At 71.8% G+C, this 24,088-nt stretch carries 17 protein-coding genes; 9 read left to right on the top strand and 8 right to left on the bottom strand.

The features are described 5' to 3' along the window. Window positions 1-91: 91 nt before the first annotated feature. Entirely contained in the window at window positions 92-1,582 is a 1,491-nt protein-coding gene (locus ACGF3A_RS37715) for a CehA/McbA family metallohydrolase (RefSeq protein WP_393735035.1), read from the top strand. Window positions 1,583-1,685: 103 nt separating this feature from the next. Beyond that, on the top strand, window positions 1,686-2,153 hold the full coding sequence (locus ACGF3A_RS37710) for a hypothetical protein (RefSeq protein ID WP_393735034.1): 468 nt from the start codon (window positions 1,686-1,688) through the stop codon (window positions 2,151-2,153). A 41-nt stretch (window positions 2,154-2,194) separates the two neighbouring features. Here the strand turns inward: ACGF3A_RS37710 and ACGF3A_RS37705 are convergent, their stop codons facing one another. Further along, complete coding sequence (locus ACGF3A_RS37705; protein ID WP_393735033.1) at window positions 2,195-3,076, bottom strand: helix-turn-helix transcriptional regulator; 882 nt, start codon at window positions 3,074-3,076, stop codon at window positions 2,195-2,197. 137 nt (window positions 3,077-3,213) lie between these two features. On the opposite strand from ACGF3A_RS37705, the gene ACGF3A_RS37700 reads away from it, so the two are divergent. From ACGF3A_RS37700 to ACGF3A_RS37680, 5 genes are all read left to right on the top strand, one after another. After that, window positions 3,214-4,239 (top strand): aldo/keto reductase, encoded by a 1,026-nt coding sequence (locus ACGF3A_RS37700; RefSeq protein WP_393735032.1) that lies wholly within the window; start codon window positions 3,214-3,216, stop codon window positions 4,237-4,239. A gap of 34 nt (window positions 4,240-4,273) precedes the next feature. Beyond that, a complete protein-coding gene (sigJ, locus tag ACGF3A_RS37695; protein ID WP_393735031.1) occupies window positions 4,274-5,212 on the top strand; it encodes an RNA polymerase sigma factor SigJ in 939 nt (312 codons plus the stop codon). A gap of 89 nt (window positions 5,213-5,301) precedes the next feature. Continuing rightward, complete coding sequence (locus ACGF3A_RS37690; RefSeq protein WP_393735030.1) at window positions 5,302-6,531, top strand: NAD(P)/FAD-dependent oxidoreductase; 1,230 nt, start codon at window positions 5,302-5,304, stop codon at window positions 6,529-6,531. Between the two features lie 9 nt (window positions 6,532-6,540). Beyond that, on the top strand, window positions 6,541-7,176 hold the full coding sequence (locus ACGF3A_RS37685) for an NIPSNAP family protein (RefSeq protein ID WP_393735029.1): 636 nt from the start codon (window positions 6,541-6,543) through the stop codon (window positions 7,174-7,176). Window positions 7,177-7,287: 111 nt separating this feature from the next. After that, entirely contained in the window at window positions 7,288-7,722 is a 435-nt protein-coding gene (locus tag ACGF3A_RS37680) for an MmpS family transport accessory protein (protein WP_393735028.1), read from the top strand. 151 nt (window positions 7,723-7,873) lie between these two features. Here the strand turns inward: ACGF3A_RS37680 and ACGF3A_RS37675 are convergent, their stop codons facing one another. The 5 genes from ACGF3A_RS37675 to ACGF3A_RS37655 form a co-directional block, all read right to left on the bottom strand. Then, on the bottom strand, window positions 7,874-9,613 hold the full coding sequence (locus tag ACGF3A_RS37675; RefSeq protein ID WP_393735027.1) for an amidohydrolase family protein: 1,740 nt from the start codon (window positions 9,611-9,613) through the stop codon (window positions 7,874-7,876). Window positions 9,614-9,677: 64 nt separating this feature from the next. Then, window positions 9,678-10,805: an LLM class flavin-dependent oxidoreductase gene (locus ACGF3A_RS37670; RefSeq protein ID WP_393735026.1), complete on the bottom strand. Its 1,128-nt coding sequence runs from the start codon at window positions 10,803-10,805 to the stop codon at window positions 9,678-9,680. Between the two features lie 131 nt (window positions 10,806-10,936). After that, window positions 10,937-11,752, bottom strand: coding sequence for an SDR family NAD(P)-dependent oxidoreductase (locus ACGF3A_RS37665; RefSeq protein WP_393735025.1), 816 nt, complete (start codon window positions 11,750-11,752; stop codon window positions 10,937-10,939). Between the two features lie 12 nt (window positions 11,753-11,764). After that, on the bottom strand, window positions 11,765-12,697 hold the full coding sequence (locus ACGF3A_RS37660) for a TIGR03619 family F420-dependent LLM class oxidoreductase (protein WP_393735199.1): 933 nt from the start codon (window positions 12,695-12,697) through the stop codon (window positions 11,765-11,767). Window positions 12,698-12,738: 41 nt separating this feature from the next. Next, the gene (locus ACGF3A_RS37655) at window positions 12,739-14,013 is read right to left on the bottom strand and encodes an amidohydrolase family protein (RefSeq protein ID WP_393735024.1); all 1,275 of its coding nucleotides are present in this window, start codon (window positions 14,011-14,013) and stop codon (window positions 12,739-12,741) included. Window positions 14,014-14,201: 188 nt separating this feature from the next. Here ACGF3A_RS37655 and ACGF3A_RS37650 point away from each other — a divergent pair, with 188 nt between their 5' ends. Further along, window positions 14,202-17,150, top strand: a complete 2,949-nt coding sequence (locus ACGF3A_RS37650) for a BTAD domain-containing putative transcriptional regulator (RefSeq protein ID WP_393735023.1) — start codon at window positions 14,202-14,204, stop codon at window positions 17,148-17,150. Window positions 17,151-17,376: 226 nt separating this feature from the next. Further along, the gene (locus tag ACGF3A_RS37645; protein WP_393735022.1) at window positions 17,377-17,523 is read left to right on the top strand and encodes a hypothetical protein; all 147 of its coding nucleotides are present in this window, start codon (window positions 17,377-17,379) and stop codon (window positions 17,521-17,523) included. 466 nt (window positions 17,524-17,989) lie between these two features. Here ACGF3A_RS37645 and ACGF3A_RS37640 read toward each other — a convergent pair whose 3' ends face one another. Continuing rightward, a complete protein-coding gene (locus ACGF3A_RS37640; protein WP_393735021.1) occupies window positions 17,990-20,998 on the bottom strand; it encodes a BTAD domain-containing putative transcriptional regulator in 3,009 nt (1,002 codons plus the stop codon). 41 nt (window positions 20,999-21,039) lie between these two features. After that, window positions 21,040-23,988 carry a BTAD domain-containing putative transcriptional regulator gene (locus tag ACGF3A_RS37635; protein ID WP_393735020.1) on the bottom strand — a complete coding sequence of 983 codons (2,949 nt, stop codon included), beginning with the start codon at window positions 23,986-23,988 and terminating at the stop codon, window positions 21,040-21,042. Between the last annotated feature and the right edge of the window lie 100 nt (window positions 23,989-24,088).

Raw genomic sequence — 24,088 nt, 5'->3', positions numbered from 1 at the left:
CTGTGCCCCCGCCCGCCCGTGAACTCCATGTCTTCCACACTGTCTTCCGCAGGGCTTTCGCCCGTCACTCGGCGCACGTAGAACCACCGTCATGGACACAGGCATCGACAGACGTGACGTGCTCAAGTTCTCCGCGGTGGCGGGAGCCGTCACCGCGCTTACGCTTCCTGCCATGAGCTTCGCCCACGCGGAAGGGGCGGACGGACAGGACAGCCGGACCCTCCGGGGGCATCTGCCCACCGGGGCTCCCGACTTCGTCTACCTGCCCGTCGAGGTGCCCTCCGGGATCCGCGAGATCGCCGTCTCGTACCGCTACGACAAGCCGACCGTCCCCTCCGGCACGCCCGGCAACGCGCTCGACATCGGCGTCTTCGACGAGCGCGGGACCGGGCTCGGCGGGCGGGGGTTCCGGGGGTGGTCGGGCGGGTTCCGGGACTCGTTCGCGATCAGCGCGGAGAAGGCCACTCCCGGCTATCTGGCCGGTCCGGTACGGGAGGGGACGTGGCATGTCGTCCTCGGGCCCTACACGGTCGCGCCGCAGGGGATGGACTACGAGGTGACCGTCACGCTGCGGGAGGGGGATTCCGGGGAGACGCCGCGCCCCGTGTATCCGCCCGAGCGCGCCAAGGGACGCGGCCGGGCCTGGTACCGAGGTGACAGCCATTTGCACACGGTCCACTCGGACGGCGCCCGTACGCCGGAGGAGGTCGCGACGGCCGCGCGGAAGGCGGGGCTGGACTTCCTGACGACCACCGAGCACAACACGACCTCGGGGCACGGGGCCTGGGAGGGCCTGTGGGGCGATGACCTGCTCGTTCTCTGCGGCGAGGAGATCACCACGCGCAACGGGCACTGGCTGGCGCTCGGAACGGACCCCGGGACGTTCCTGGACTGGCGTTACCGGGCGCGCGACGACGCGTACCCGCGCTTCGCGCGCGCCGTGCACCGCGCCGGCGGACTCGTCGTGCCCGCGCACCCGAACTGCCCGTTCGTGGGATGCCAGTGGAAGTTCGGTTACGAGCACGCCGACGCCGTCGAGGTCTGGAACGGCCCCTGGACCGCCGACGACGAACTCGCCCTCGCCGCCTGGGACAACACCCTCGTCGCCCAGGACGACTGGCTGCCCGCGATGGGCAACAGCGACGCGCACCGCGAGCCGCAGGTCGTCGGCCTGCCGCAGACGGTCGTGCACGCCGACGGCCTCAACCGCCGCGACCTGCTGCGCGGCATCCGCGCGGGACGCTCGTACCTCGCCGAGTCCTCCGCCGTCTCCCTCGACCTCACCGCGACGGGCCCGCGCGGCGCCCACGCGACGATCGGCGGCACGCTCCGTACGGCGGAGAAGGACGAGGTCACCGTCGCGCTGACCGTGAAGGGCGCGCCCGAGGGCGCCACCCTCCACCTGGTCACCGACGAGGGCACGATGCGCACGGCGCCCGCCGCCTCGGGCCCCCTGACCTGGAGGACCACCGCGTCCCTCGCCACCTACGCGCGCGCCGAGGTCCGCCACCCCGCGAAGGAGGGCTCGGGCCTGCCGGGCGCGATGGCGGCCCTGAGCAACCCGGTCTGGCTGACCGCCTGAGCGAAAGGGCCGGGCAGGACGGAATGCAGTGTTCCGCGCCGCGCCACGGGGGATCCCTGCGGGACACGGGGATGGGGAGGGTGAGGGTGAGGGTGAGGCGACGATGAGCGACCGGTTCCCGTCGGACAACTCCGACCTGGAGGGGTCCGAGGAGCGCAGGATGGGCTACATCACGAGCCTGATCGAGCTGGCCGGGGAGGACGCACGCCATGTGACGCTGTACGTGACCGTCACCCTCTCCGCCGTCCTAGTCGTCGTGACGCAACTGCCCTTCGCGCGCCTGCTGGATCTGCCGCTCGGGCTGCGGATCACGCTCGTCCTGAGCACCGTGTGCGCCCTGCTCGGCGCGGGCGGGCTCTTCCGGTACGTCCAGGCCCTGCACCGCACGCGCATGCTGCTGGTCCGGTGCCTCGCCTCGGCGGACGCCCCACACGCACGGGCCATATGGGCGGGCGAGCAGGGGGTGTGGAAGCGGACGGGCGGCAACTACCTGTGGGGACTGCGTCTCACGCTTCTGGGCGGAGCCGGCATCGTCACCGTCGTGGCGTGCATGCTGCTCGCCGGGGACTGACGTGCCGCTCCGGGTACTCGGGCAGGACCGGGCGGCGGCCGTCAAGGGTTGAGGGAACCCGAGAGGCGGCGCAGGGCCGCCTCCGTCGGGGAGCCGGGGTCGGCCGTGTACGTGCACAGGGTCTGCGCCTCGTCCGTCGCCAGGCGGAACGTCTCGTAGCTGACCTCCAGATCGCCCGCCTCGGGGTGCCGGATCAGCTTGCGGCCCGACATCTTCTCGCGCACCTCCTGGTCCTCCCACAGGGCGCGGAACTCCGCGCTGCGGGAGACGAGCTCGCTGACCACGCCCTTGACGCGCGGGTGGCAGGGGTGCCGACCCGCCTCGGAGCGGAGCGCCGCGGCCGTCTCGGCGGCCACCGCGTCCCAGTCGGGGTGCAGGGCGCGGCTCTCGGGGTGGAGGAAGACCAGCAGCGCGGCGTTGCGCCGCTCCGGGGGCAGGTCGGCCATGTCGAAGGCGATCCGGGCGCCGAGCGCGTTCCAGGCGAGGTAGTCGAGGCCGGGTCCGACGACGAAGGCGGGCACGGCCTCGCCCATCGCTTCGAGCAGGCGGCGGATCTCCGGCCGTACGACGGGCAGCCCGTCCGGGCCCTCGGCGAAGGGCGGCGCCGCCATGTTGCGCAGATACGCGCGCTCGTCCTCGTCCAGCCGCAGCGCACGCGCCACCGCGTCGAGCACGGAGCCGGAGATCCCCTGGGCGCGGCCCTGTTCGATACGGATGTAGTAGTCGACGCTGATCCCGGCGAGCTGCGCGACCTCCTCGCGCCGCAGGCCCGGCACGCGCCGGGGGTTGGGGGCCGGGGGCAGCCCCACGGTCCCGGGGTCGAGCGCGGCGCGGCGGGACTTGAGGAACGCGGCGATCCCCATCGTCTCCTGGACGCGCGCACGCGAGCTGTCCTGCGCCGTCGTACGGCCGGTGGTCGTCATGCGTCCCAGTATCCGCCGGGTGGTACTGGCGGACCCAGGTTGAGCCTGATCTGGTCCGCCGCCGGGAACGGCCGCAGAGTTCCAGGTACGGCAACCCGACCAACACAGACACGACAGAAGGACCCGAAGGAACCCCCATGCGGCACACCACCCTCGGCGGCACCGGCATCTCCGTCAGCGACCACGGTCTCGGCGCGATGATGTTCGGCACCGGCAACAGCGACCAGGACGACTGCGTACGGATCATCCACCGCGCCCTCGACGCGGGGATCAACCTCGTGGACACGGCCGACGTCTACGAGCAGGGCGTCAGCGAGGAGATCGTCGGCAAGGCGCTGCGCGGCGCCCGCCGCGACGACGTCGTCCTCGCGACCAAGGGCCATATGCAGATGGGCGAGGACCCCACCCACCAGGGCAACTCCCGCCGCTGGCTGACCCGCGCGCTGGACGACAGTCTGCGCCGCCTCGGCACCGACCACGTCGACCTCTACCAGCTCCACCGGCCCGACCCGCACACGGACATCGATGAGACCCTGGCCACGCTCACCGACTTCGTACGGGCCGGGAAGATCCGCGCGTTCGGCACCTCGACGTTCCCCGCGGAGCAGCTCGTCGAGGCCCAGTGGGCGGCGGACCGGCGCGGCCATCTGCGTCCGCGCACCGAGCAGGCGCCGTACTCGATGCTGGCGCGGGGCGTGGAGCGGGCGGTGCTGCCGACGACGCGGAAGTACGGCGTGGGCGTGCTGGTCTGGGGGCCGCTGTCGGCGGGCTGGCTGTCGGGGCGGATCCGTTCGGCGGCGGACATCGACCTGTCCCAGGGCAGGACGGCCATCGAGGCCCACAAGTTCGACCCGGCCCTCCCGGGCAACGCGCGCAAGCTCGACGCCGTCCACGCGCTGGCCGAGCTCGCGAAAGAGGCAGGGCTTCCGCTGCCGCACCTGGCCACGGCGTTCGTCCGCGCGCACCCGGCGGTCTCCTCGGTGCTGATCGGCCCGCGCACCATGGAGCACCTGGAGTCCCTGCTGACGGGCGTGGACGTGACGCTCCCGGCCGACGTGCTGGACCGTATCGACGAGATCGTCCCGCCCGGCACCGACCTGAACAGCGACGACTTCTACTACACCCCGCCGTCCCTGGAGGACCCCGCGCTGCGCCGCCGGTGACGGGGGCAGGACAGCGGCGTGCGAGGCTGGCCGTGTGACCGAGGTGACGCAGGACGACGACGGCCCGCTCGGCATCTTCGAGGCGCACCGCGCGCGGCTGTTCGGCCTGGCCTACCGGCTGCTGGGCGAGGCGGCCGAGGCCGAGGACGTGCTCCAGGACGCGTATCTGCGCTGGTCGGCAGCGGCGGCGCAGGGGTCGGTGGAGGTGCCTGGCGCGTGGCTGACGAAGGCCGTCACCAATCTCTGTCTGACCCGCCTCACCTCGGCCCGCGCCCGCCGCGAGCAGTACGTCGGACCGTGGCTGCCCGAACCGGTGTTCACGGGAACGGGCGGACCGGGTACGGGTACAGGCACGGGCGGCACCGTTCCCGGGCCGCTGGAGACGGCCGAGCAGCGCGACTCGGTCTCGATGGGTGTCCTGGTCCTGCTGGAGCGGCTGACGCCCGCCGAGCGCGCCGCGTTCGTGCTGCGTGAGGCGTTCGGCCACCGGCACGCGGAGATCGCCGACGTCCTCGGCATCTCCGAGGCGCACTCCCGCCAGCTCCACCGGCGCGCCCGCGAGCACGTGCGCCGTCCCGGGCGCCGCTTCGAGGCCGACCCGGAGCGCCGCGCGGAGGTCGTCCGGCGCTTCATGGCCGCCGCGCTGGAGGGGGACGTCGAGGCGCTGGAGCGGACGCTCGCCGAGGACGTCACCGCCTGGTCGGACGGCGGCGGGAAGGTCACGGCGGCGCGGCATCCCGTCACCGGCCGGAGCCAGGTGGCGCGGCTGCTGGCGGGGATCGGGACGCATCCGCGCGGCGCGGGCGCGGACGTCACGCTCCGCGAGGTCAACGGGGAGCCCGCGATCGTCGTCCACCTGGACGGCGCGCTCTACCTGGTGATGTTCCCGGAGGTCGAGGACGGCCGCGTGACGGCCGTACGGTCCGTGCTCAACCCGGAGAAGCTGGCCCACGCCGCGCGGCACAGCATGTGACGCGGAACACTCCGCGGCCTGTCACGGAACGGCTCCACCATCCAGTCATCCCTTCGGCGTCACAGCGCCACAACGAAGGGAGCGCCGGAATGACAACGCGCATCGTCGTCCTGGGAGCGGGCTACGCGGGACTGTCCGCGGCCAACGGGATCGCCCGACAGGCACGGGGGACCACAGAAGTCACGCTCGTGAACGACCGGAACACGTTCACCGAACGCGTACGGATGCACCAGCTCGCCGCGGGCCAGACCGTACGGCAGCGCCCCGTCGCGGAGCTGCTCGGCGACGCGCCCGTACGGTTCGTCGTCGGCCGTGCCGTCTCGATCGACGCGGCGGCGCGGGAGGTCGCGCTCTCCGACGGCTCCCGGCTGCCGTACGACACGCTCGTGTACGCGCTGGGCAGCAGGGCAGAGGCGGATGCCGTGCCGGGCGCCGCCGCGTACGGGTACCCCGTCGCGGACGCGGAGGACGCGGCCCGGCTGCGCGCCCGTATCGCGGAGCACCGCGCAGAGGCAGCGGGCACGGTCGCGGTCGTCGGCGGCGGTCTCACCGGCATCGAGACGGCGACCGAACTGGCCGAGTCGCACCCGGGCCTGAAGGTCGTCCTGCTGACCGGCGGGACGCTCGGCGCGGCCCTCTCCGCGCGCGGGCGGCGGCACCTGCTGCGCGTCCTCGCCCGTCTCGGCGTCGGGATCCGCGAGGACGCCCGTGTCGCGGAGGTCAGGGAGGACGGTGCGGTGCTGGCCGACGGCACGCTCGTACCGGCGCGCACGGTGGTGTGGACGACGGGATTCCGGGTGCCGGAGCTGGCGCGCGAGGCGGGCTTCGCGGTGGACCGGCACGGACGGGTACGGGTCGACGCGTCCCTGCGCTCGCTCTCGCACCCCGAGGTCTACGCGCTGGGCGACGCGGCGGCCGTCCGGCACCCCAACGGGCGCCAGGAGCTGCGCATGGCGTGCGCCACGGGGCTGCCCGCCGCCGCGCATCTGGCGCGCGTCCTCCCCGGTGCGCGGCGCCCGGGACGAACGGGCGGTGCGGGCGGTACGGGCGGTACGGACCCGGCGGAACGCACGCTCCGCTTCCGGTACCTCAACCGGTGCGTCAGCCTGGGCCGCAAGGACGCGCTCATCCAGTACGTACGGGCCGACGACACCCCCGTCGAGTTCGTGCTGACCGGCCGTGTCGCCGCGCTCTACAAAGAGGTCATCGTCCGCACCGCCTTCGCGGCGCAGCGCCGCCCCGCCCTCCTGCCGCTCCTCTCCCCGCCCGGCGGTGCCCGCGCGGCACGGACGGGGGCCGTTGTCAGTGGGGGCGTCTAGCGTGGCGCCATGACCGAGAATCCGGGTGGGTCCCTGAAGATCGTCGAGCTGCGGCAGTACACGCTGCGTCCCGGCCGCAGGGACGAGCTGATCGAGCTGTTCGAGCGCGAGTTCGTGGAATCGCAGGAGGAGTCCGGGATCCGGCTGCTGGGCCTGTTCCGGGATCTGGACCGGCCCGACAAGTTCGTCTGGCTGCGCGGCTTCCCGGACATGGCGTCCCGCACGGAGTCCCTCGCGGCGTTCTACGAGCGCCATCCGGCCTGGAAGCGCCACGGCCCCGCGGCCAACGCGACCATGGTGGACTCGGACGACGTCCTCCTGCTGCGTCCGGTGACGGGCGATCTCGAAGGGGCTCCCCCGGCCGGAGAGAAGGACGGCGTCATAGGCCTGACCGTGCGCGGGTTCCGGGACGCGGGGGAACTCAGCGCGCAGGTCCGCGCGTTCACCCCGCGTACCGGATCGCAGCACGGGACGCCGCTGGCGACCCTGCGCACCGAGCCCGCGGCGAACTCGTATCCGCGTCTCCCCGTCCGCGAGCGCGAGCACGTCTTCGTCCACCTGGTCCGGCATGCCGACGAGGCCGCCTGCCGGGCCCAGTCGCCGACGCTCGTCCTGGCGCCCACGGAGCGGTCACGGATGCGCTAGTGAGGAGCCAACTCCCCGCTCTCCGCTGATCGTTGGTGCAGCCGGAATGATCTCCTGGAGGGTTCCGGGAATCGCTGGAGCGCCCGCTCTACGCGTGTCACGATCACCGCCATGCGTACTCAGAGGGCCGCGGCGGCGGTATGTCTCATCGCCGCGGCGGCGCTGCTGGCGACCGGGTGTTCCGGCGGCGGTGGCAAGAAGAAGGGCTCCGCGGGCGGGGACACGAAGGTCGGCTCCGGGGCCGATCAGACCGCCACGGTCGAGATCAGGATGACGGGTGACTCCCCCGCCGGTGTCTACGTCCCCGGGATCCTGGGCGAGCGCGGCGCGAACAGCAAGGACCTCGACCTGGAGCACGTCAAGACGCCCTGGTCGAAGAAGTTCAAGGCGGTGAAGGGGGACATGATCAACATGCAGGCGGCCTCCGAGGACCCGAAGGCGCACATCTCCTGCCAGGTCCTCGTCGACGGCAAGGTGAAGAAGCAGAAGACGGAGAAGGCGAAGGAAGGCAGCACCCTCGTCTCGCACTGCTCCACCACGGTCTGACGCGGCCGCCGTTCCGCCGTTGGACGCCGCCGCCTGGGAGAGCGCCGTCGAGGCGCCCTCCCGGCGCGGCGCGGGCGAGCCAGTCCCAGCTCAGTGGGGGGCTCGGACTGGCATCCGCTCGCCCCCGGCGCCCCCAGGCCCCCGCACGCACTCACCGTGTGCTGACCGTCTCCGTGTCCCGCCCGGAGCGCAGCACCGTCCCCGGCACGGCGCCCGTGACCACGTCGTCGCGGAGGGTCTCGACGCCGTTGACCCAGACGGCGACGACGCCGATCGCCGCGGAGTCCAGCCGGGGGCTCTCCCCGGGCAGGTCGTGGACGAGCGTGGCCTGGCCCGCGTCGATCCGTTCGGGGTCGAAGAGCACCAGGTCGGCGTGGTATCCCTGCTCGATGCGGCCGCGTTCGCGCAGCCCGAAGAGCCGGGCCGGGTCGTCGGTGAGCATCTTCACCGCCCGCTCCAGACCCACCAGTCTCCGTCCGCGCAGGCAGTCGCCGAGGAACCGCGTCGTGTACGGCGCCCCGCACATCCGGTCCAGGTGGGCGCCCGCGTCGGAGCCGCCGAGCATGACGTCCTCGTGCTCCCACGTCTCGCGGCGCAGCTCCCAGCTCGCCGGGTCGTTGTCGGTCGGCATCGGCCACAGGACCGTACGCAGCTCGTCGTTGGCGCAGATGTCCACCAGGCACGCGAACGGGTCCTGGCCGCGCTCGGCCGCGATGTCCCGTACGACGCGCCCCGTGAGGCCCTTGTTCGCCTCCGAGTAGGTGTCGCCGATGACGTAGCGGTCGAACTTCGCGAGCCGCCGGAAGACCCCGGCCTCCTTGCTGTCGGCGCGGCGCAGCATCTCCGTGCGGACGTCGGGGTCGCGCAGCTTCGCGATCCGCTCGGGGACGGGCAGGCTGAGGATGTCGCCCCAGCCGGGGATGAGGTTGAGCGCGCAGAACGTGCCCAGGGACATGTTCATCGGCGTCAGGATCGGCATCGTCAGCGCGACGATCCGTCCGCCCTCCTTGCGGGCGCGCTCGCTGGCGGTCAGCTGACGCGGTACGCGTTCGGGCACGGCGGCGTCGATGGTCAGCACGTTCCAGTTCAGCGGGCGTCCCGCGGCGGCCGACATCCGCACGAAGAGGTCGATCTCCTCGTCGCTGAACTGGTCGAGGCATCCGGCGACGATCGCCTCGATCTGCGTCCCCTCGTGCTCGGCGACGGCCTCCGAGAGCGCGAGCAGTTCCTCGGGCCGCGCGTGGCGGGAGGCGACGGGCTGGCCGTCGCCGTCCGCGTGCGTGGAGGACTGTGTGGTGGACAGCCCCCACGCGCCCGCGTCCATCGCCTCGTGGAAGAGCCGCAGCATCTCCTCCATCTGGTCCTCGCTGGGCTGTCCGCCGACGGCGTCCGCGCCCATGACGTGCCGCCGCAGGGCGCAGTGGCCGACCATGAAGCCGGCGTTGACGGCGGTGCGGCCCTCCAGCGCGTCGAGGTACTCGCCGAAGGAGTGCCAGTTCCAGGGCGCGCCCTCTTCGAGCGCGACGAGGGACATGCCCTCGACCCGCGACATCATCCGCCGCGTGTAGTCGGCGTCCTCGGGCCGGTCCGGGTGGAGCGGCGCGAGGGTGAAGCCGCAGTTGCCGCCCGCGACGGTCGTCACGCCGTGGTTCATCGACGGGGTGGCGTACGGGTCCCAGAAGAGCTGGGCGTCGTAGTGCGTATGGGGATCGACGAAGCCCGGCGCGAGGACGAGGCCGGTCGCGTCCTCGCGGTGGCGCGTCTCCTCCTGGACCTCGCCGGGCGCGGCGATCACCGCGATGCGCCCGTCGCGGACCCCGACGTCGGCGACGTACGAGGGCGCCCCGGTGCCGTCCACGACCGTCGCGTTCTGGATGAGGTGGTCGAGCATGACTCCCAACAACTCCCTTCTCGGCCCTTCGCGGCCCTTCGCGGCCCTTCCCGGTGCGGTCCGCTCAGCTCCGGGCGGCGTCCCGGAACCGCGTGGTGCGGTGCACCGGGTCCGTGTCGATCTGCGGGATCACGTGCTCGCCGATCAGCTTGATCGTGTTCATCGTGTCCTCGTACGGGACGCCGATCGGCAGCCCGAAGGAGAGCTGGTCGGCTCCGGCCTGCTCCCACCTCTTGCACTGCTGGAGGACCTCGTCCGGGTTGCCGCAGATCATCAGCTCCTCGGAGATCAGCAGTTCGACGACCTCCTCCGTGTACTCCGGGATCAGCTCGGGCCACTCCGGGATGCCCTCGGGGCGGGGGAAGGTGTCGTGGTAGCGGAAGAGCAGCGACTGCAGGTAGTTCAGTCCGGCGTTCACCGCGACCTGCCGGGCCTTCTCCGTGGTCTCGGCGCATATCGCGGTCGAGGTCACCATCACGTTGTCGTTGACGAAGTCACCGACCGGCTCGGCGTCCTTGATCGCGCCCTTGTACGAGTCGACGACCCACTCCATGTCGGAGACCTTCTGCACGCTGAAGCCGAGGACTCCGAGCCCCTTCCGCGCCGCCATCGCGTACGAGGAGGGCGAGCCCGCCGCGTACCACATCCCCGGGTGTGAACCCCCGTACGGCTTGGGGAGAATCTTGCGTGGGGGCAACGACCAGTGCTTCCCCTGAAACCCCTGGTACTCCTCCTGGAGCCACATCCTGGGGAACTCGGCGATGGTCTCTTCCCAGATCTCCTTCGTGTGGTTCATGTCGGTGATACCCGGCAGGAACCCCAGGATCTCGTGCGAGCCCGCGCCGCGCCCGCTGCCGAACTCGAAGCGTCCGCCGGACAGATGGTCGAGCATGGCGACCTTCTCGGCGACCTTCACGGGGTGGTTGACCGTGGGCAGCGGGTTGAAGATGCCGGAGCCGAGGTGGATGCGCTCCGTGGCGTGGGCGAGGTAGCCGAGGAAGACGTCGTTGGCGGACAGGTGCGAGTACTCCTCCAGGAAGTGGTGCTCGGAGGCCCAGGCGTACTTGAAGCCGGACTTGTCCGCCTGGATGACGTACTCGGTCTCCTCGACCAGTGCGTGGTGCTCGGCCTGCGGGTCGGCCTGCGCCCGCGAGGCGGGCACGTATCCCTGAACAAAGAGCCCGAATTCCACGGCGGTTCACTCCTCCGGCGAGCCTATGGGTGCTGACGCTGAGTTTCTGACGAGTTTCTGACGATCCGTCAGATGAGACGGCACCACGACTCTGGCACCACGGGATGGGAGCGTCAATAGCTGACGAGGCGTCAGAACACCGACACCCCGGCCAGCCACCCGCCGTCGATGACCACGGGCTGGCCGGTGATGTACGAGGAGTCCTCGCCAGTGAGGAAGAGCGCGAGCCGCGCCACCTCCTCGGGGCGCCCGATGCGGGCCTGCGGCACGACCTTGGCGTAGAGCGCGTCCAGCGCGTCGTCCGTACCACTGCCCGTACCGCTGCCGCTGCCGCTGCCCGAACCGCTGCCCAGCCCGAAGGCGTCCGGGGGTCTGGCCATGGGGGTGTCGATGGCGCCGGGGCAGACCACGTTCACCCGTATCCCCTTGCCCGCGAGCTCCAGCGCGGCCACCCGGGTCATGCCGAGGATCGCCGCCTTCGTCGCCGCGTACGAGGTCAGGAAGGCCATGCCGGAGAGCGCCGCGTACGAGGCGACGTTCACGATCGTGCCGCCCCCCGCCGCCTCCAGTTCGCCGGCGACCGCCTTCATGCCCAGGAAGCAGCCGACCTGGTTGACCTCCACCACCTCGCGGTACTCCGCCACGGGGGTCTCCGTCAGCTCCCGGAAGCGGAGGACGCCCGCGTTGTTCACGAGCCCGTCCAGGTGTCCGAAGCGCTCCCTCGCCAGGGCCACGGCTCCGGCCCAGTCCCCTTCCTCGCGCACGTCGAGACGGACGTACGCCGCCCGCTCCCCGCCGATGTCCTCGGCCACGGCCTCGCCCTGCTCGTCCAGCACGTCGCCGAGCACCACCCTGGCGCCCTCCTCGGCGAAGAGCCGCGCCTCCTGCTCGCCCTGGCCCCGCGCGGCCCCGCTGATGATCACGACCCGGCCGTCGAGCTTGCCCATGCCTGTTCCCTTCTAGAGGAGGGGAGCGACCTCGTCCCCGAACGCGGCCATCTGGTCGGTCAGTTCGCTCACGGAGCGGCTCCGGAACCGCACCTGGATCTGCTGCACGCCCATGGCCGCGTACGCCCGGAGCGACTCGGCGATCCGTTCCGGTTTGCCGGAGACGGTGCGGCGTCCCACGTGCCAGCCGGGCTCGCCGACGTACAGCGGCTCGGCGATGGCGCCGATGACCGGCGGCTCCTCCACCCCGGCCGCGGCGCGCAGCTCCCGCAGCCGCGCGATCTGCGCCGGGAGCGCGTCGCGCGGGTCACCCTGGGGCAGCCACCCGTCTCCCCGCACGGCGGCCCGCCGCACCGCCGCGCGGGACGAGCCGCCGACCCACAGCGGCGGGCGCGGCGACTGCGCCGGGCGGGGGCGCTGACCCAGGTCGCGGAAGGAGAACCGTTCCCCCTCCCAGACCGGGAACTCCTCCTCGCCGAGTGCCGCCTTCAGCGCGTCGATCGTCTCGTCGAGCACGCCGCCGCGCCCCGCGAAGTCCGCGCCCAGCGCCGCGAACTCCTCCTCCACATGTCCGGCGCCGACGCCCAGGATCAGCCGTCCGCCGGAGAGATGGTCGAGCGTGGCGTACTGCTTGGCCGTCGCGAGCGGGTGCCGCAGGCCCACGACCGCGACGTGGGAGAGCAGGCGCACCCGTTCGGTCGCCGCCGCGAGGTAGGCGAGCGTCGCGACGGGGTCGTACCAGACCGTCGACATCGCGCTCGCGAGCCGCCGCGGAATGGCGACGTGCTCGCAGCAGGCGACGTACGCGAATCCGTGCCGCTCGGCCGCGCGGGCGACCGCGAGCAGCTCGGCGGTGCCCGCTCCGGCCTCCCACGGCTCGGCGTAGAGGGTGCTCTGAGATTGAACGGGCAACTGGATGCCGTATACAAGTCGGCCAGATTTCACGTCGAACGGGGCGGCGAACGGCGCCACGAGCGGTCCCCTCCTCAGCTGGTGGCGGTGTCCGTCCCGGCACTCGTCCCGGAAGTCCCGGAAGCCTTCGGCGCGTCGGCCCACAGCCCGTCCGGGGTCAGCCCGAGCAGGTCGATCGCGTTGCCGCGCACGATCCGTTCGACCACGTCCGGGGCCAGATGCCCCATCTGCTCCTCGCCGACCTCCTTGGACTTGGGCCAGGTGGAGTCCGAGTGCGGGTAGTCCGTCTCGTACAGCACGTTGGGCACGCCGACCGCGTCGACGTTCCGCAGCCCGAAGGCGTCGTCGAAGAAGCAGCCGTAGACGTGCTGCGCGAAGAGCTCGGACGGCGGCTTGAGCACCTTGTCCGCGATGCCGCCCCAGCCCCGGTTCTCCTCCCACACCACGTCGGCGCGCTCCAGGATGTAGGGGATCCAGCCGATCTGGCCCTCCGCGTACATGATCCGCAGCCCGGGGAAGCGGTCGAACTTGCCGCTCATCAGCCAGTCGACCATCGAGAAGCAGCAGTTCGCGAAGGTCAGCGTGGAGCCCACGGCCGGGGGCGCGTCGGCCGAGGTGGAGGGCATCTTGCTGGACGAGCCGATGTGCATCGCGATGACGGTGCCGGTCTCGTCGCAGGCGCGCAGGAAGGGGTCCCAGTCGTCGCCGTGCACGGAAGGCAGCCCGAGCCGGGGCGGTATCTCCGAGAAACAGACGGCCCGCACCCCGCGTGCGGCGTTCCGCCGTACTTCTTCAGCCGCGAGTTCCGGGTCCCAGAGCGGCACGATGGCAAGCGGAATCAGCCGCCCGTGCGCGTCGGGTCCGCACCATTCCTCGACCATCCAGTCGTTGTACGCGCGCACGCACAGGAGGCCCAGTTCGCGGTCCTTCGCCTCGGTGAAGGTCTGTCCGCAGAAGCGCGGAAAAGTCGGGAAACACAGGGCGGACTGGACGTGGTTGACGTCCATGTCGGAGAGGCGTGCCCGCACGTCGTACGAGCCGGGGCGCATCTGCTCGTAGGTGATGGCCTCCAGCCTGACCTCCTCCCTGGAGTAGCCAACAGCCGTATCGAGCCTGGTCAGGGGCCGGTGAAGATCCTCGTAGACCCACCAGTCGGCGATCGGGCCCGCGTCCCCCTGGGCGCCCATCTTGGGGGCGAACTTCCCACCCACAAACGTCATTTCCTTGAGAGGGGCCCGGACGATACGAGGTCCTATGTCGTGGTATTTCGACGGGAGCCGGTCCCGCCAGACGTGGGACGGCTCAACCGTGTGGTCGTCCACCGAAATGATCTTGGGGAAGGTCTCCATGCCGACCACGGTAGCGCCGATCTGACGATCCGTCAGCTACTGTGCGATGGGCGATAGGAGCAAAGCGCAGGGGTTTGCGAAGGCTTGGCAAGGGTTGGCGAAGAGGCTGGTACCCGAGCTGACGGAATTGCCAGGGACAAGGCAGACTGGCCCCTGCGGCAGTGGAGCGCGGATTCGCAGGGGGCACCATGGGCGCCGAGGACCTCAGAGGACCCGAGATGGAGCAGCGGGACACCCAGCTCCGCTTCGCGGTGCTCGGTCCCGTCCGCGCATGGCGCGGCGAGCGGGCACTCAGCATGGGCTCACCGCAGCAGCGCGCGCTGCTCGCGGCCCTGCTGCTGCGCGGCGGACGGACGGCCACGGCCGAGGAGCTCATCGACGCCATCTGGGGCGAGGAGCCCCCCGAGCAGGCCAAGGCGGCACTCCGCACGTATGCCTCCCGTATCCGCAAGTCCCTGGGCGCCGACGCCGACCAGCTGGTCAGCGAGTCCGGCGGGTACGCGATACGGACGGGCGGCGAGGCCGTCCTCGACCTCGACACCGCCCAGGACCTGGCCACGCACGCCGAGAAAGCCGCGAGCTGCGGCGACCACCTCCGCGCCCGCGACCTCTACAGCAACGCCCTCGCGGAGTGGGACGGCGAGCCCCTCGCCCACGTCCCCGGGCCCTACGCGGAGACCCACCGCACCCGTCTGGAGGAATGGCGCCTCGGCCTCCTCGAACACCGCCTCGACCTGGACCTCCAGACCGGCTGCCACGCGGAGGCCGTCAGCGAGCTGACGGCCCTGACGGCCGCGCACCCCCTCCGGGAACGCCTCCGCGAACTCCTGATGCTGGCCCTCTACCGCAGCGGCCGCCAGGCGGAAGCGCTTGCCGTCTACGCCGACACGCGAAGGTTGCTCGCCGACGAACTCGGCGTCGACCCCCGCCCCGAACTCTCCGAGCTCCAGCAGCGCATCCTGGAAGCCGACGAGGAGCTGGCGTACCAGACCGACTCCACCGCCGACACCTCCACGGTCACCGTCACCCGCCCCGCCCAGCTCCCCGCCACGGTCGCTGACTTCACCGGCCGCGCCTCCTTCGTCAGCGAACTCAGCGACCAGCTCGCCGAGGCCGACGGCACGGTCATGGCGGTCTCGGCGGTCGCGGGCATCGGCGGCGTCGGCAAGACGACGCTGGCCATCCACGTGGCCCACGGCGCCGCCGACCGCTTCCCGGACGGGCAGCTCTACGTGGACCTCCAGGGCGCGGGGTCCTCCCCCGCCGACCCCGAGGCCGTCCTCGGCTCCTTCCTGCGCGCCCTGGGCGCCCCGGACTCCACCATTCCGGACGGCGTCGACGACCGCGCGGCCCTCTTCCGCTCCCTCCTGGCCGGACGCCGCATCCTGGCCCTTCTGGACAACGCCCGCGACGCGGCCCAGATCCGCCCCCTCCTGCCCGGCACGGCAGGCTGCGCGGCCCTCGTCACCAGCCGCGTCCGCATGGTCGACCTCGCGGGCGCCCACCTGGTCGACCTGGACGTCATGAGCCCCGACGAGGCCATGGCCCTCTTCACCCGCATCGTCGGCGAGGAGCGCGTCGGCGCCGAGCGCGAGGCCGCCATGGACGTCGTCGCCGCGTGCGGCTTCCTCCCCCTGGCCATCCGCATCGCCGCGGCCCGCCTCGCCTCCCGCCGCACCTGGACCGTCTCGGTCCTCGCCACCAAGCTCGCCGACGAACGCCGCCGCCTCGACGAACTCCAGGCCGGCGACCAGGCCGTCAAGGCCACCTTCGAACTCGGCTACGGCCAGCTCGACCCCGAACAGGCCCGCGCCTTCCGCCTCCTGGGCCTGGCCGAGGGGCCGGACATCTCGCTGTACGCGGCAGCGGCGCTCCTGGACAGGGCTCCGGAGGACACAGAGGACATCCTCGAATCCCTGGTCGACACCTCGCTCCTGGAGTCCGCGGCGCCCGGCAGGTACCGCTTCCACGACCTCGTCCGCCTCTTCGCCCGCGCCTGCGCGGAACGCGACGAGCAGCCGCCGAGCGTCCGGGACGCGGCCCTGTCCAGGCTCCTGGACTTCTACCTGGCCACGGCGCGCAACGTGCACGCGATGGAACGCCCGGCAGAGCGACTCGTGGACCACCTGGAGCCCACCGAGCACGAGGGCCTGCACTTCTCCAGCCAGAGCTCCGCGATCGACTGGCTGTTCGCCGAGTCGGCCTGCTTCCTCGCCTGCGCCCGCCAGATGGCCGTCGGCAGCACCCTGCGCGGCGCGGTGGATCTGCTGATGGCGACGAGCGCACTCGCCGAGTCCGGCGTCAACAGCCGTCAGTACGAGCAGGCGGCCGAGGCCATGAAGCAGGCCGCGCACGCGGCGGACAACCAGTACGCCGAGGCTCGCGCCCGTTCCATGCTCACCGGGCTCCACATCACCGCGGGACGCTTCGACGAGGCCGACGACGAGGCCCGCCTGGCGGGCGTACTGGGCTGTGCCGTCGAGGACCCGATCTCGTACTCCTACGCGCTGAACGACCGCGGAATCGTGGCCAATTACCAGGGACGCCACCTGGACGGGGAGCAGTACCTGAGCCGCGCGCTGGAGAGCTTCCGCTCCTACGACAACCAGATCGCCGAAGCCAGCGCGCTCTGCAACCTCGCGAGGTCGAACTCAGGACTCGGTCGGCCGAACGAGGCCGTCACCCTGGCCGAGCAGGCGCTCGCCATCCACGACCGGCTCGGCGTGTCCATCCGAAGGGGCACCACGCTCTACACCCTGGGTATCGCACTCGTCCGTGCCGAACGCCTCACGGAGGCACAGCGACACTTCGACGACGCGCTCGTCATCTTCAAGCACAGCCGTCAACGGCTGTGGGAAGGCATGGCCTACTTCCGCCTGGGGGAGGTTCACCTCGCCACGGAACGCCCCGCAGCGGCCTCGGGGCTGGCGGACCAGGCGCTCACCTTGCTCCGTACCGTCGGCGGGCCCTGGCGCCGTGCCAATGCCTTGGCTCTGCTCGGCCGGGCGCTGGACGACCTGGGGCAGAAGCGCCGGGCCCAGGCGTGCTGGCAAGAGGCCCTTGAGCGGTACGAGGAGCTGGGGGCGGAAGAGGCGCACGACGTGCGGAAGCTTCTCACTCCGGCCGCCGTCGCGTAACAGGCCAGTACCCGCCGGAACCGTCACCAACGGATCGTTCATCGTTCGTTTATCGAGGCCCGCCATGCTCGATGACGTCGAACCGGCGCCACGGGGGGCAGGCGGGTCGGCAAGGGGGAACAGGGCCGCTGCCCCGGCATGGTGAGCGGCCTTCGTCCGTCCGGCGACCCACGGGGGAGTCGCTGGGCGGGCGTCCCAACTCAATATCAGACGAGGAGACGCCACCATGGGTACGCACGAGCAGAAGAGCGACGACAAGAAGGTCAGCACCAAGGACCGCACCCAGACCATCAACCCGGAGAAGACCGAGGAAGAGGGCGCGGACGACATCGGTACCAAGGACCGCACTCAGACCATCAAGCCGTCCAACTGATGGGCTGATTCCCTGGGGGGGGGATACGGGGGGATACAGGGACCGCTGTCGACGGCCGAGAGGGGGAGCCGTCGACAGCGGTCCCCCATGTGTGGCACCACCCACACACCGGAAAGCAGAATTCGGCGTTCGCGCAACACGGCTGAATCAGCCCTTCCTGGCCTGATCCGAGCCATCGAGGAACGTCCTACTGCCAGCAATCGCACAACGACCTAACGTAACTGTTAGATAACGAACGCTTTCACCCCCGAAGGAGCCGATATGAGCCGTTCGAAGAAAGCCCTCGCCATCTGCGCCCTCGCTCTCGGCCTCATCGGCGCGGTCGCCAGCCCCGCTGTGGCAGACCGTGCGCAGACCCTGGCCCCGAGCCATCAGACGCACGATGCTTCCGGGACGGCTCATTCCTCACACTGAATCCTCCTCGCCCACGGGCGAGGAGCGTCGACCAGCGCCTCTCGGCACACGGTCAAACGGATGCGAGGAGGGCCGCCACCTCGACGGCCTCCCTCGCTTCTGCCTTTTCGAAGATCTCCAGCGCCTCACGCCAACTGACCACCGCCTCGTCCCTGCGGCCAAGCGCGTCATACGCCCGTCCCAGGACGACCAGCACGGTGGCGCGGCGCCATTCGCCTCCGATGCAGCGGAGTTCGAGCGCCAGCCCGGCGTGCTCGGCGGCCTTCTCCGCGCGGCCCGCGAGCAGATACGCCTCCGCCATACGGAACGAGGTCACCCCCTCCCACAGGGGCTGACGGCTCTCCCTGAAGGACATTGACGCGCGCTTCAGTTCGGCCAGCCCTTCATCCGTACGGCCCGCCTGTGTGAGGGCGCAACCCAGGGTGTAGCGGGCGTTGCCCATACGGAAAGTGCTGCCCATGTCGTGGTATATCGCCAGACCCTGTTCGGCGAGTGACACCGCGCTGCCGTAACGCCCGAGTGCGGCGCGCGTGCGAGACAGGTTGCACAGAGCGCTGGCCTCGGACGGGCGGTTCCCGTCCTTCCGGAAGGCGTCGATGGCCTGCCCCAGGCACACCTCGGACTCCTCGTGCCGCCCCATGTAGTACGTGATGATCCCGAGGTCGTTCGCCGCGTACGCGCGGGACAGCGCGTCATCGGCCTCTGCGCCGAGCCGGGCGGCTTCCCTCGCTTCCTCCTCGGCACGGGAGAAGCGCCCCGTGACACTGAAGAAGTGCGTCAGGATCATGCGGGCACGCGCCTCAGCCCGCGTGTCCCCGGCGCGCTGCGCGGCCTCGCACACGGACAGCGCGCACCTTTCGAAACGGGCCGCGTAGTCGCCCCTGTCGGCGAGAGGCTTCACCGCGATGAGCAGGTCGGCCGCGAGCCCCGGCCGTTCCGACGCGGCGAGCTGAGTCACACAAGCCAGCAGGCACCCGGACTCAGTGAGGAGCCAGTCGATCGCCGATTCCCGGTCGCCGAACTCCAGACCGTCCTGCCGCGCGGATGTCAGATGGTCAACAGTGCGGTCGCCAGGGTGCTCGCCCACAAAAGCCCGCACCGCCGTCGCCAAGTAGAAGTGGGCCATCCGAAGCGGCGCCCCGTCCTCGCGGCCCGCTTCCGCCTTGCCCCGCGCGAACAGCCGCACCAGATCGTGAAACCGGTAGCGACCGGGCGCCACCGACTCCAGCAACGACGTGTCGACCAGCAACTCCAACACATCCTCGGCATCATCCGACGGCCGCTCCAGCAGGGCAGCCGCCGCCGGAAGCGAGAGATCCGGACCGTCCACCACCCCCAGCAGACGGAAGGCCCGCGCCTGCTCCGCCTCCAACTGCCCATAGCCCAGCTCGAAAGTGGCCGTCACCTCCAGGTCGCCCACCCGGAGCTCGTCCAGGCGGCGGCGCTCGTCCGCGAGCTTGGACGCCAGCAGGGCCACGGTCCAGCCCCTCCGCGCCGCCAGACGGGACGCCGCGATGCGGATCGCCAGGGGGAGGAACCCGCAGGCCGACACCACCTCCTCCGCCGCACGCTCCTCTGCGGCCCGGGCCCCGCCCCCGACCTCGGCGAAGAGCGCGAGTGCCTCGTCCGCGCCCATCACCTCCAGGTCGACGAGGTGGGCACCGGCGAGGCCGGTCAGGCGGGCGCGGCTGGTGACCAGTGCCGTGCAGCCCTTCGCGCCGGGGAGCAGAGGCCGTACGTGGGCCGCGTCCCGCGCGTTGTCCAGGACGACCAGGACGCGCCGTTCCGAGAGGAGCGAACGGTAGAGGGCCGCGCGTTCCTCGGCGTCGTCCGGAATGGCGGGTTCGGGCACGCCGAGTGCCCGTATGAAGGATGCGAGGACGCCCTCGGGGTCCGCCGCGGACGGGGACGCGCCGTGCAGGTCCGCGTAGAGCTGCCCGTCCGGGTACCGGGCGCGCACCGCGTGCGCGACGTGCAGCGCGAGCGTCGTCTTGCCCACCCCGCCGATCCCGGCCACCGCGACGACCGACGAGGCCCCCGACCCGACCTGCTCCTCCAGTTCCGCGACTAGGGACGTACGCCCGGTGAAGTCGTCCACGCCGCTGGGGAGCTGCGCGGGCCGTACGTCGGCCACGGGCAGGGGGTACGCGGGGTACGCCTTTCCCTCCGCCTGTACGGGGGACGGCCCGCTCATGACCTGCACCGTCCCGACATGAACGGTCCCCACGTTCACCGTCTCCGCCGACACCGCACCGACGTGCGCCGTCTCCGTGTGCACCGTCGCGGCACGCACATGCCCCGTAGCGGAGGGCGGCGGGACCGTTCCTTCGTCCTCCGCGCGCAGGACGCGACCGTGCAGAGCGGCCAGTTCCGGGGACGGGTCCACGCCCAGCTCCTCGACCAGGGAACGACGTACGTCCGCGTAGTGCGCGAGCGCGTCCGCGCGCCGGCCGCTGCGGTGGAGGGCGAGGATGTACTGGCCCGCCACCCGCTCGTCCAGCGGATGCGCCGCCGCCCGCGCCGCGAGCTCCGTGAGCAGTTCCGCGTGACGGCCCAGGCGCAGCTTGCGGTCGGTGAGGTCGAGCTCCGCCGCGCGGCGGGCGTTCGCGAGGGTGACGCGCAGGTCGTTCAGCCAGGGGACGTCCTCGCCCGCGAACGCCTCGCCCCGCCACAGCCCGAGCGCCTCCTCCAGCAGACCGACGGCCGTCCCGTCGTCCGCTCCCCGCGCGCGGCCGGACAGCGCGGAGAACCGGTGCAGGTCGACGGCCGCGGGGTCGGCGGTCAGCACGTAGCCGCCCGCGCGACGCGTCAGGGCCGCCTCCCCCACGACGGGGGCCAGCGCCTGCCTCAGCCGCGACAGATACGAGTGCAGCGTCCCTCGCGCCCGTTGCGGCGCGTCCCCGCCCCATACCCGCTCCACGAGCTGGTCGACGGTCACGACCCGGTTCACGTCCACGAGCAGCGCCATCAGCACCAGGCGCTGCCGCGCGTGCCCGATGTCCACCTGCCGCCCGTCGACCCGTACCCCTACGTCCCCGAGCAACCGGAATTCCGCCCTCATCGCCCTCTCTCCGCCCCCGCCGTCCGCTTCCGACGGCCGTGTCATGTCAGGCCACGCCCGTCCAGAAGGGCCGAGACCTCGGCCACCTCCTTCGCTCCCCGCTCCTCGAAGACCTGGAGCGCCTCCCGCCAGCACTCACGCGCTCGCTCCCGCTCTCCGAGGACGTGCAGCCCCCTGCCGAGGGCGGTGAGGGTCTTGGCCCGCATCCACTCACCGCCGATGGCGCGCAGCGCGAGTGCCCGTTCCGCGTGGTGGACGGCGTCCTCAGGACGGTCGGCCGCGAGCAGCGTCTCCGCCAAGCGGGCGTGTGTCGTGCCTTCCCAGAGGGGCTGCTGTGTTTCGCGGAAGAGTTCGAGGGAAACGGCGAACTCCTCCAGCGCCTCATCGATCCGTCCGGCCTGGGTCAACGCCCGCGCCAGGACGTTACGCGCGTTGGCCACGCGCATCCGGTGTCCCAGGTCCTGGTAGATCCGGAGGCCGCGCCGTGCCAGGTCGACCGCGCTCTCGGTGCGGCCGAGGGCCACATGGACATGGGCCAGGGTGCAGTACGCGCTCGCCTCGCTCGGCAGGTTCCGGTCCGCGCGGAACGCCTCGATGGCCAGAAGGTGGTACTCCTCGGCACGTTCGAACTGCCCCTGCACATTGGCGAGCAGGGACCTGTTGTGCAGGGCGTAGCTCCTGGCGAGGGTGTCGCCGCACGCCTCGGCGAGGGGAAGCGCGTCCTGCAGGTTCCGCTCCGCCTGGTCGAACCGGCCGGACACGAACTGTACGTGCGACAGCATGTTCAAGGACCGCGCCTCCGCCGAGGCGTCCGCGCTGTCGCGTGCCGCTTCCCGTACGGCATGGGCCGCCCGCTCGAACTGCGCCGAGTGGACCCCGGAGTCCCCCAGGTCCTTCGCCGCGAAGAGCAGGTCACCGGCATGACGGAACCGACCGGTACCGACTGCTTGGACGACCGCCGCGAGCAGACAGTCGGCCTCCTCGAAGAGCCAGCCCAACGCGCCTTCGCGGTCCCCGAACGCGAGACCGTCGCGCGGGACCTTCATCAAATGGTCGACGGCCCGTTCCCCGGGCCGCTCGATGGCGAACACCGAGGTGGTCGTCGCCAGATAGAAGTCCAGGAGCCTCACGACGGCGGCGTCCCGTTCCGCCCGCGGCTGTTCATCGCGTTCGGCACGGCTCCGGGCGAAGAGCCTCACGAGGTCGTGGAAGCGGTAGCGGCCGGGCGCCATGGACTCCAGCAGGGAGACGTCCACAAGGGACTCAAGGAGGTCCTCGGCCGTGCGCGGATCGCGGTCGAGCAGCGCGGCAGCGGCCGCAAGCGAGAGGTCCGGACCATCGGCGAGACCCAGCAGCCGGAACGCCCGAGCCTGCTCCTCCTCCAACTGCCCATACCCCAGCTCGAAAGTGGCCGTGACCCCCAGGTCACCCACCCGGAGTTCATCCAACCGGCGCCGCTCATCCGCGAGCTTCGACGCCAGCACCTCCACCGACCAACCCCGCCGCGCAGCGAGACGCGACGCCGCGATACGAATCGCCAACGGCAAGAACCCACACGCCGCCACCACCCCCTCCACAGCCGTCGAGGACGAGGCGCGCTCCTCGCCCACGATGCGCGAGAAGAGAGACAGGCCCTCCTCCGGGGACATCACGTCCAGGTCGACGGAGGACGCGCCTTCGAGGCCGATGAGGCGGGCGCGGCTGGTGAGCAGGGCTGTGCAGCCTGCCGTGCCGGGGAGGAGGGGACGTACCTGGGCGGCGTCGCGGGCGTTGTCGAGGAGGACGAGGACCTGGCGGCCCGCGAGGAGCGAGCGGTACAGCGCCGCCCGTTCCTCCGTCTCGTCGGGGATGGAGGATTCCGTCACGCCCAGGGCGCGCAGGAACGCCCCCAGGACCGCGCCGGGGTCGGCGGGGAGTTCGGCCGCGCCGTGCAGGTCGACGTAGAGCTGACCGTCCGGGAACCGCCCCCGCGACGCGTGTGCGACGTGCAGCGCGAGCGTCGTCTTGCCCACCCCGCCGATCCCGGCCACCGCGACGACCGGGACTCCGGCCGCCAACCGGCCCACCAGCTCGCTCGCGAGCGATTCGCGCCCCGTGAAGTCCGGCACGGCGGTCGGGAGTTGCGCGGGCCGGACAACGGACGGGGTCGCTTCGGCGACCGACAGGTTCGCCACATGCACCGTGTCCACATGCACGGTGTCCGCGCGCACCGTGTCCGCGCGCACCGTGGCCACCCGTACGTCCCCCGCCTCCCCCGCCTCCCCCGCGCCTCCCGGCGGGAGGGCCGCCGCTCCGCCCGCACCCTCCTCCGCCCGGAGGATCCGCTGCTGCAGCGCGGACAGTTCGGCGCTCGGGTCGATGCCCAGCTCCTCCGCGAGCGTCCGTCGCACCCTCCGCAGATGGGCCAGCGCGTCCGCCCTCCGGCCGCTGCGGAACAGCGCGAGGACGTACTGGCCCGCCACTCGCTCGTCCAGGGGGTGCGCGGTCGTGCGTAACGCGAGGCTCGTCAGGAGGTCGGCGTGGTGCCCTAGACGGAGGCGTACGTCCGTGAGGTCCAGCTCGGCCGTACGGCGCTCGTGGGCGAGGCTGTCGCGGAGTCCGGCGAGCCAGGGGGTGTCCAGGCCCGCGAACGGCTCCTCGCCGCGCCACAGGCCCAGCGCCTCCTGGATGAGGGAGGCGGCACGCGTGTCGGCCGTCCCTCCCTCCCGGGCACGCGCCAGGAGATGGCGGAAACGGTGCAGGTCCACGGAGAGCGGATCGACGTTCAGCGCATAGCCGCCCGGGCGGCGCGTGAGCGGCGACGTCCCGGTGTCCCCGGGAGCGAGCGCGCTCCGCAGCCGCGAGAGGTACGAGTGCAGGGTCCCCCTGGCGCGCTGCGGCGGCTCCTCGCCCCAGACGCGCGACATCAGCTGCTCGACGGTCACCGCACGGTTGACGTCGACCAGCAGGGCCGCCAGCACGACGCGCTGCCGCGCATGACCGATCTCCACGACACGTCCGCCCTCGGCACGCGCTTCGACGTCCCCGAGAAGCCGGAACTCCGCTCTCATTTCCCCCCAGAAATCCGCGGTTCCCCCACCCTCTCTCCTC

The organism is Streptomyces sp. NPDC048172 (assembly GCF_043202595.1).
In the GTDB taxonomy this organism is placed as follows: domain Bacteria; phylum Actinomycetota; class Actinomycetes; order Streptomycetales; family Streptomycetaceae; genus Streptomyces.
Note: the sequence above shows the minus strand (reverse complement) of the source record. Positions and strands in the feature narration are given on the sequence as shown.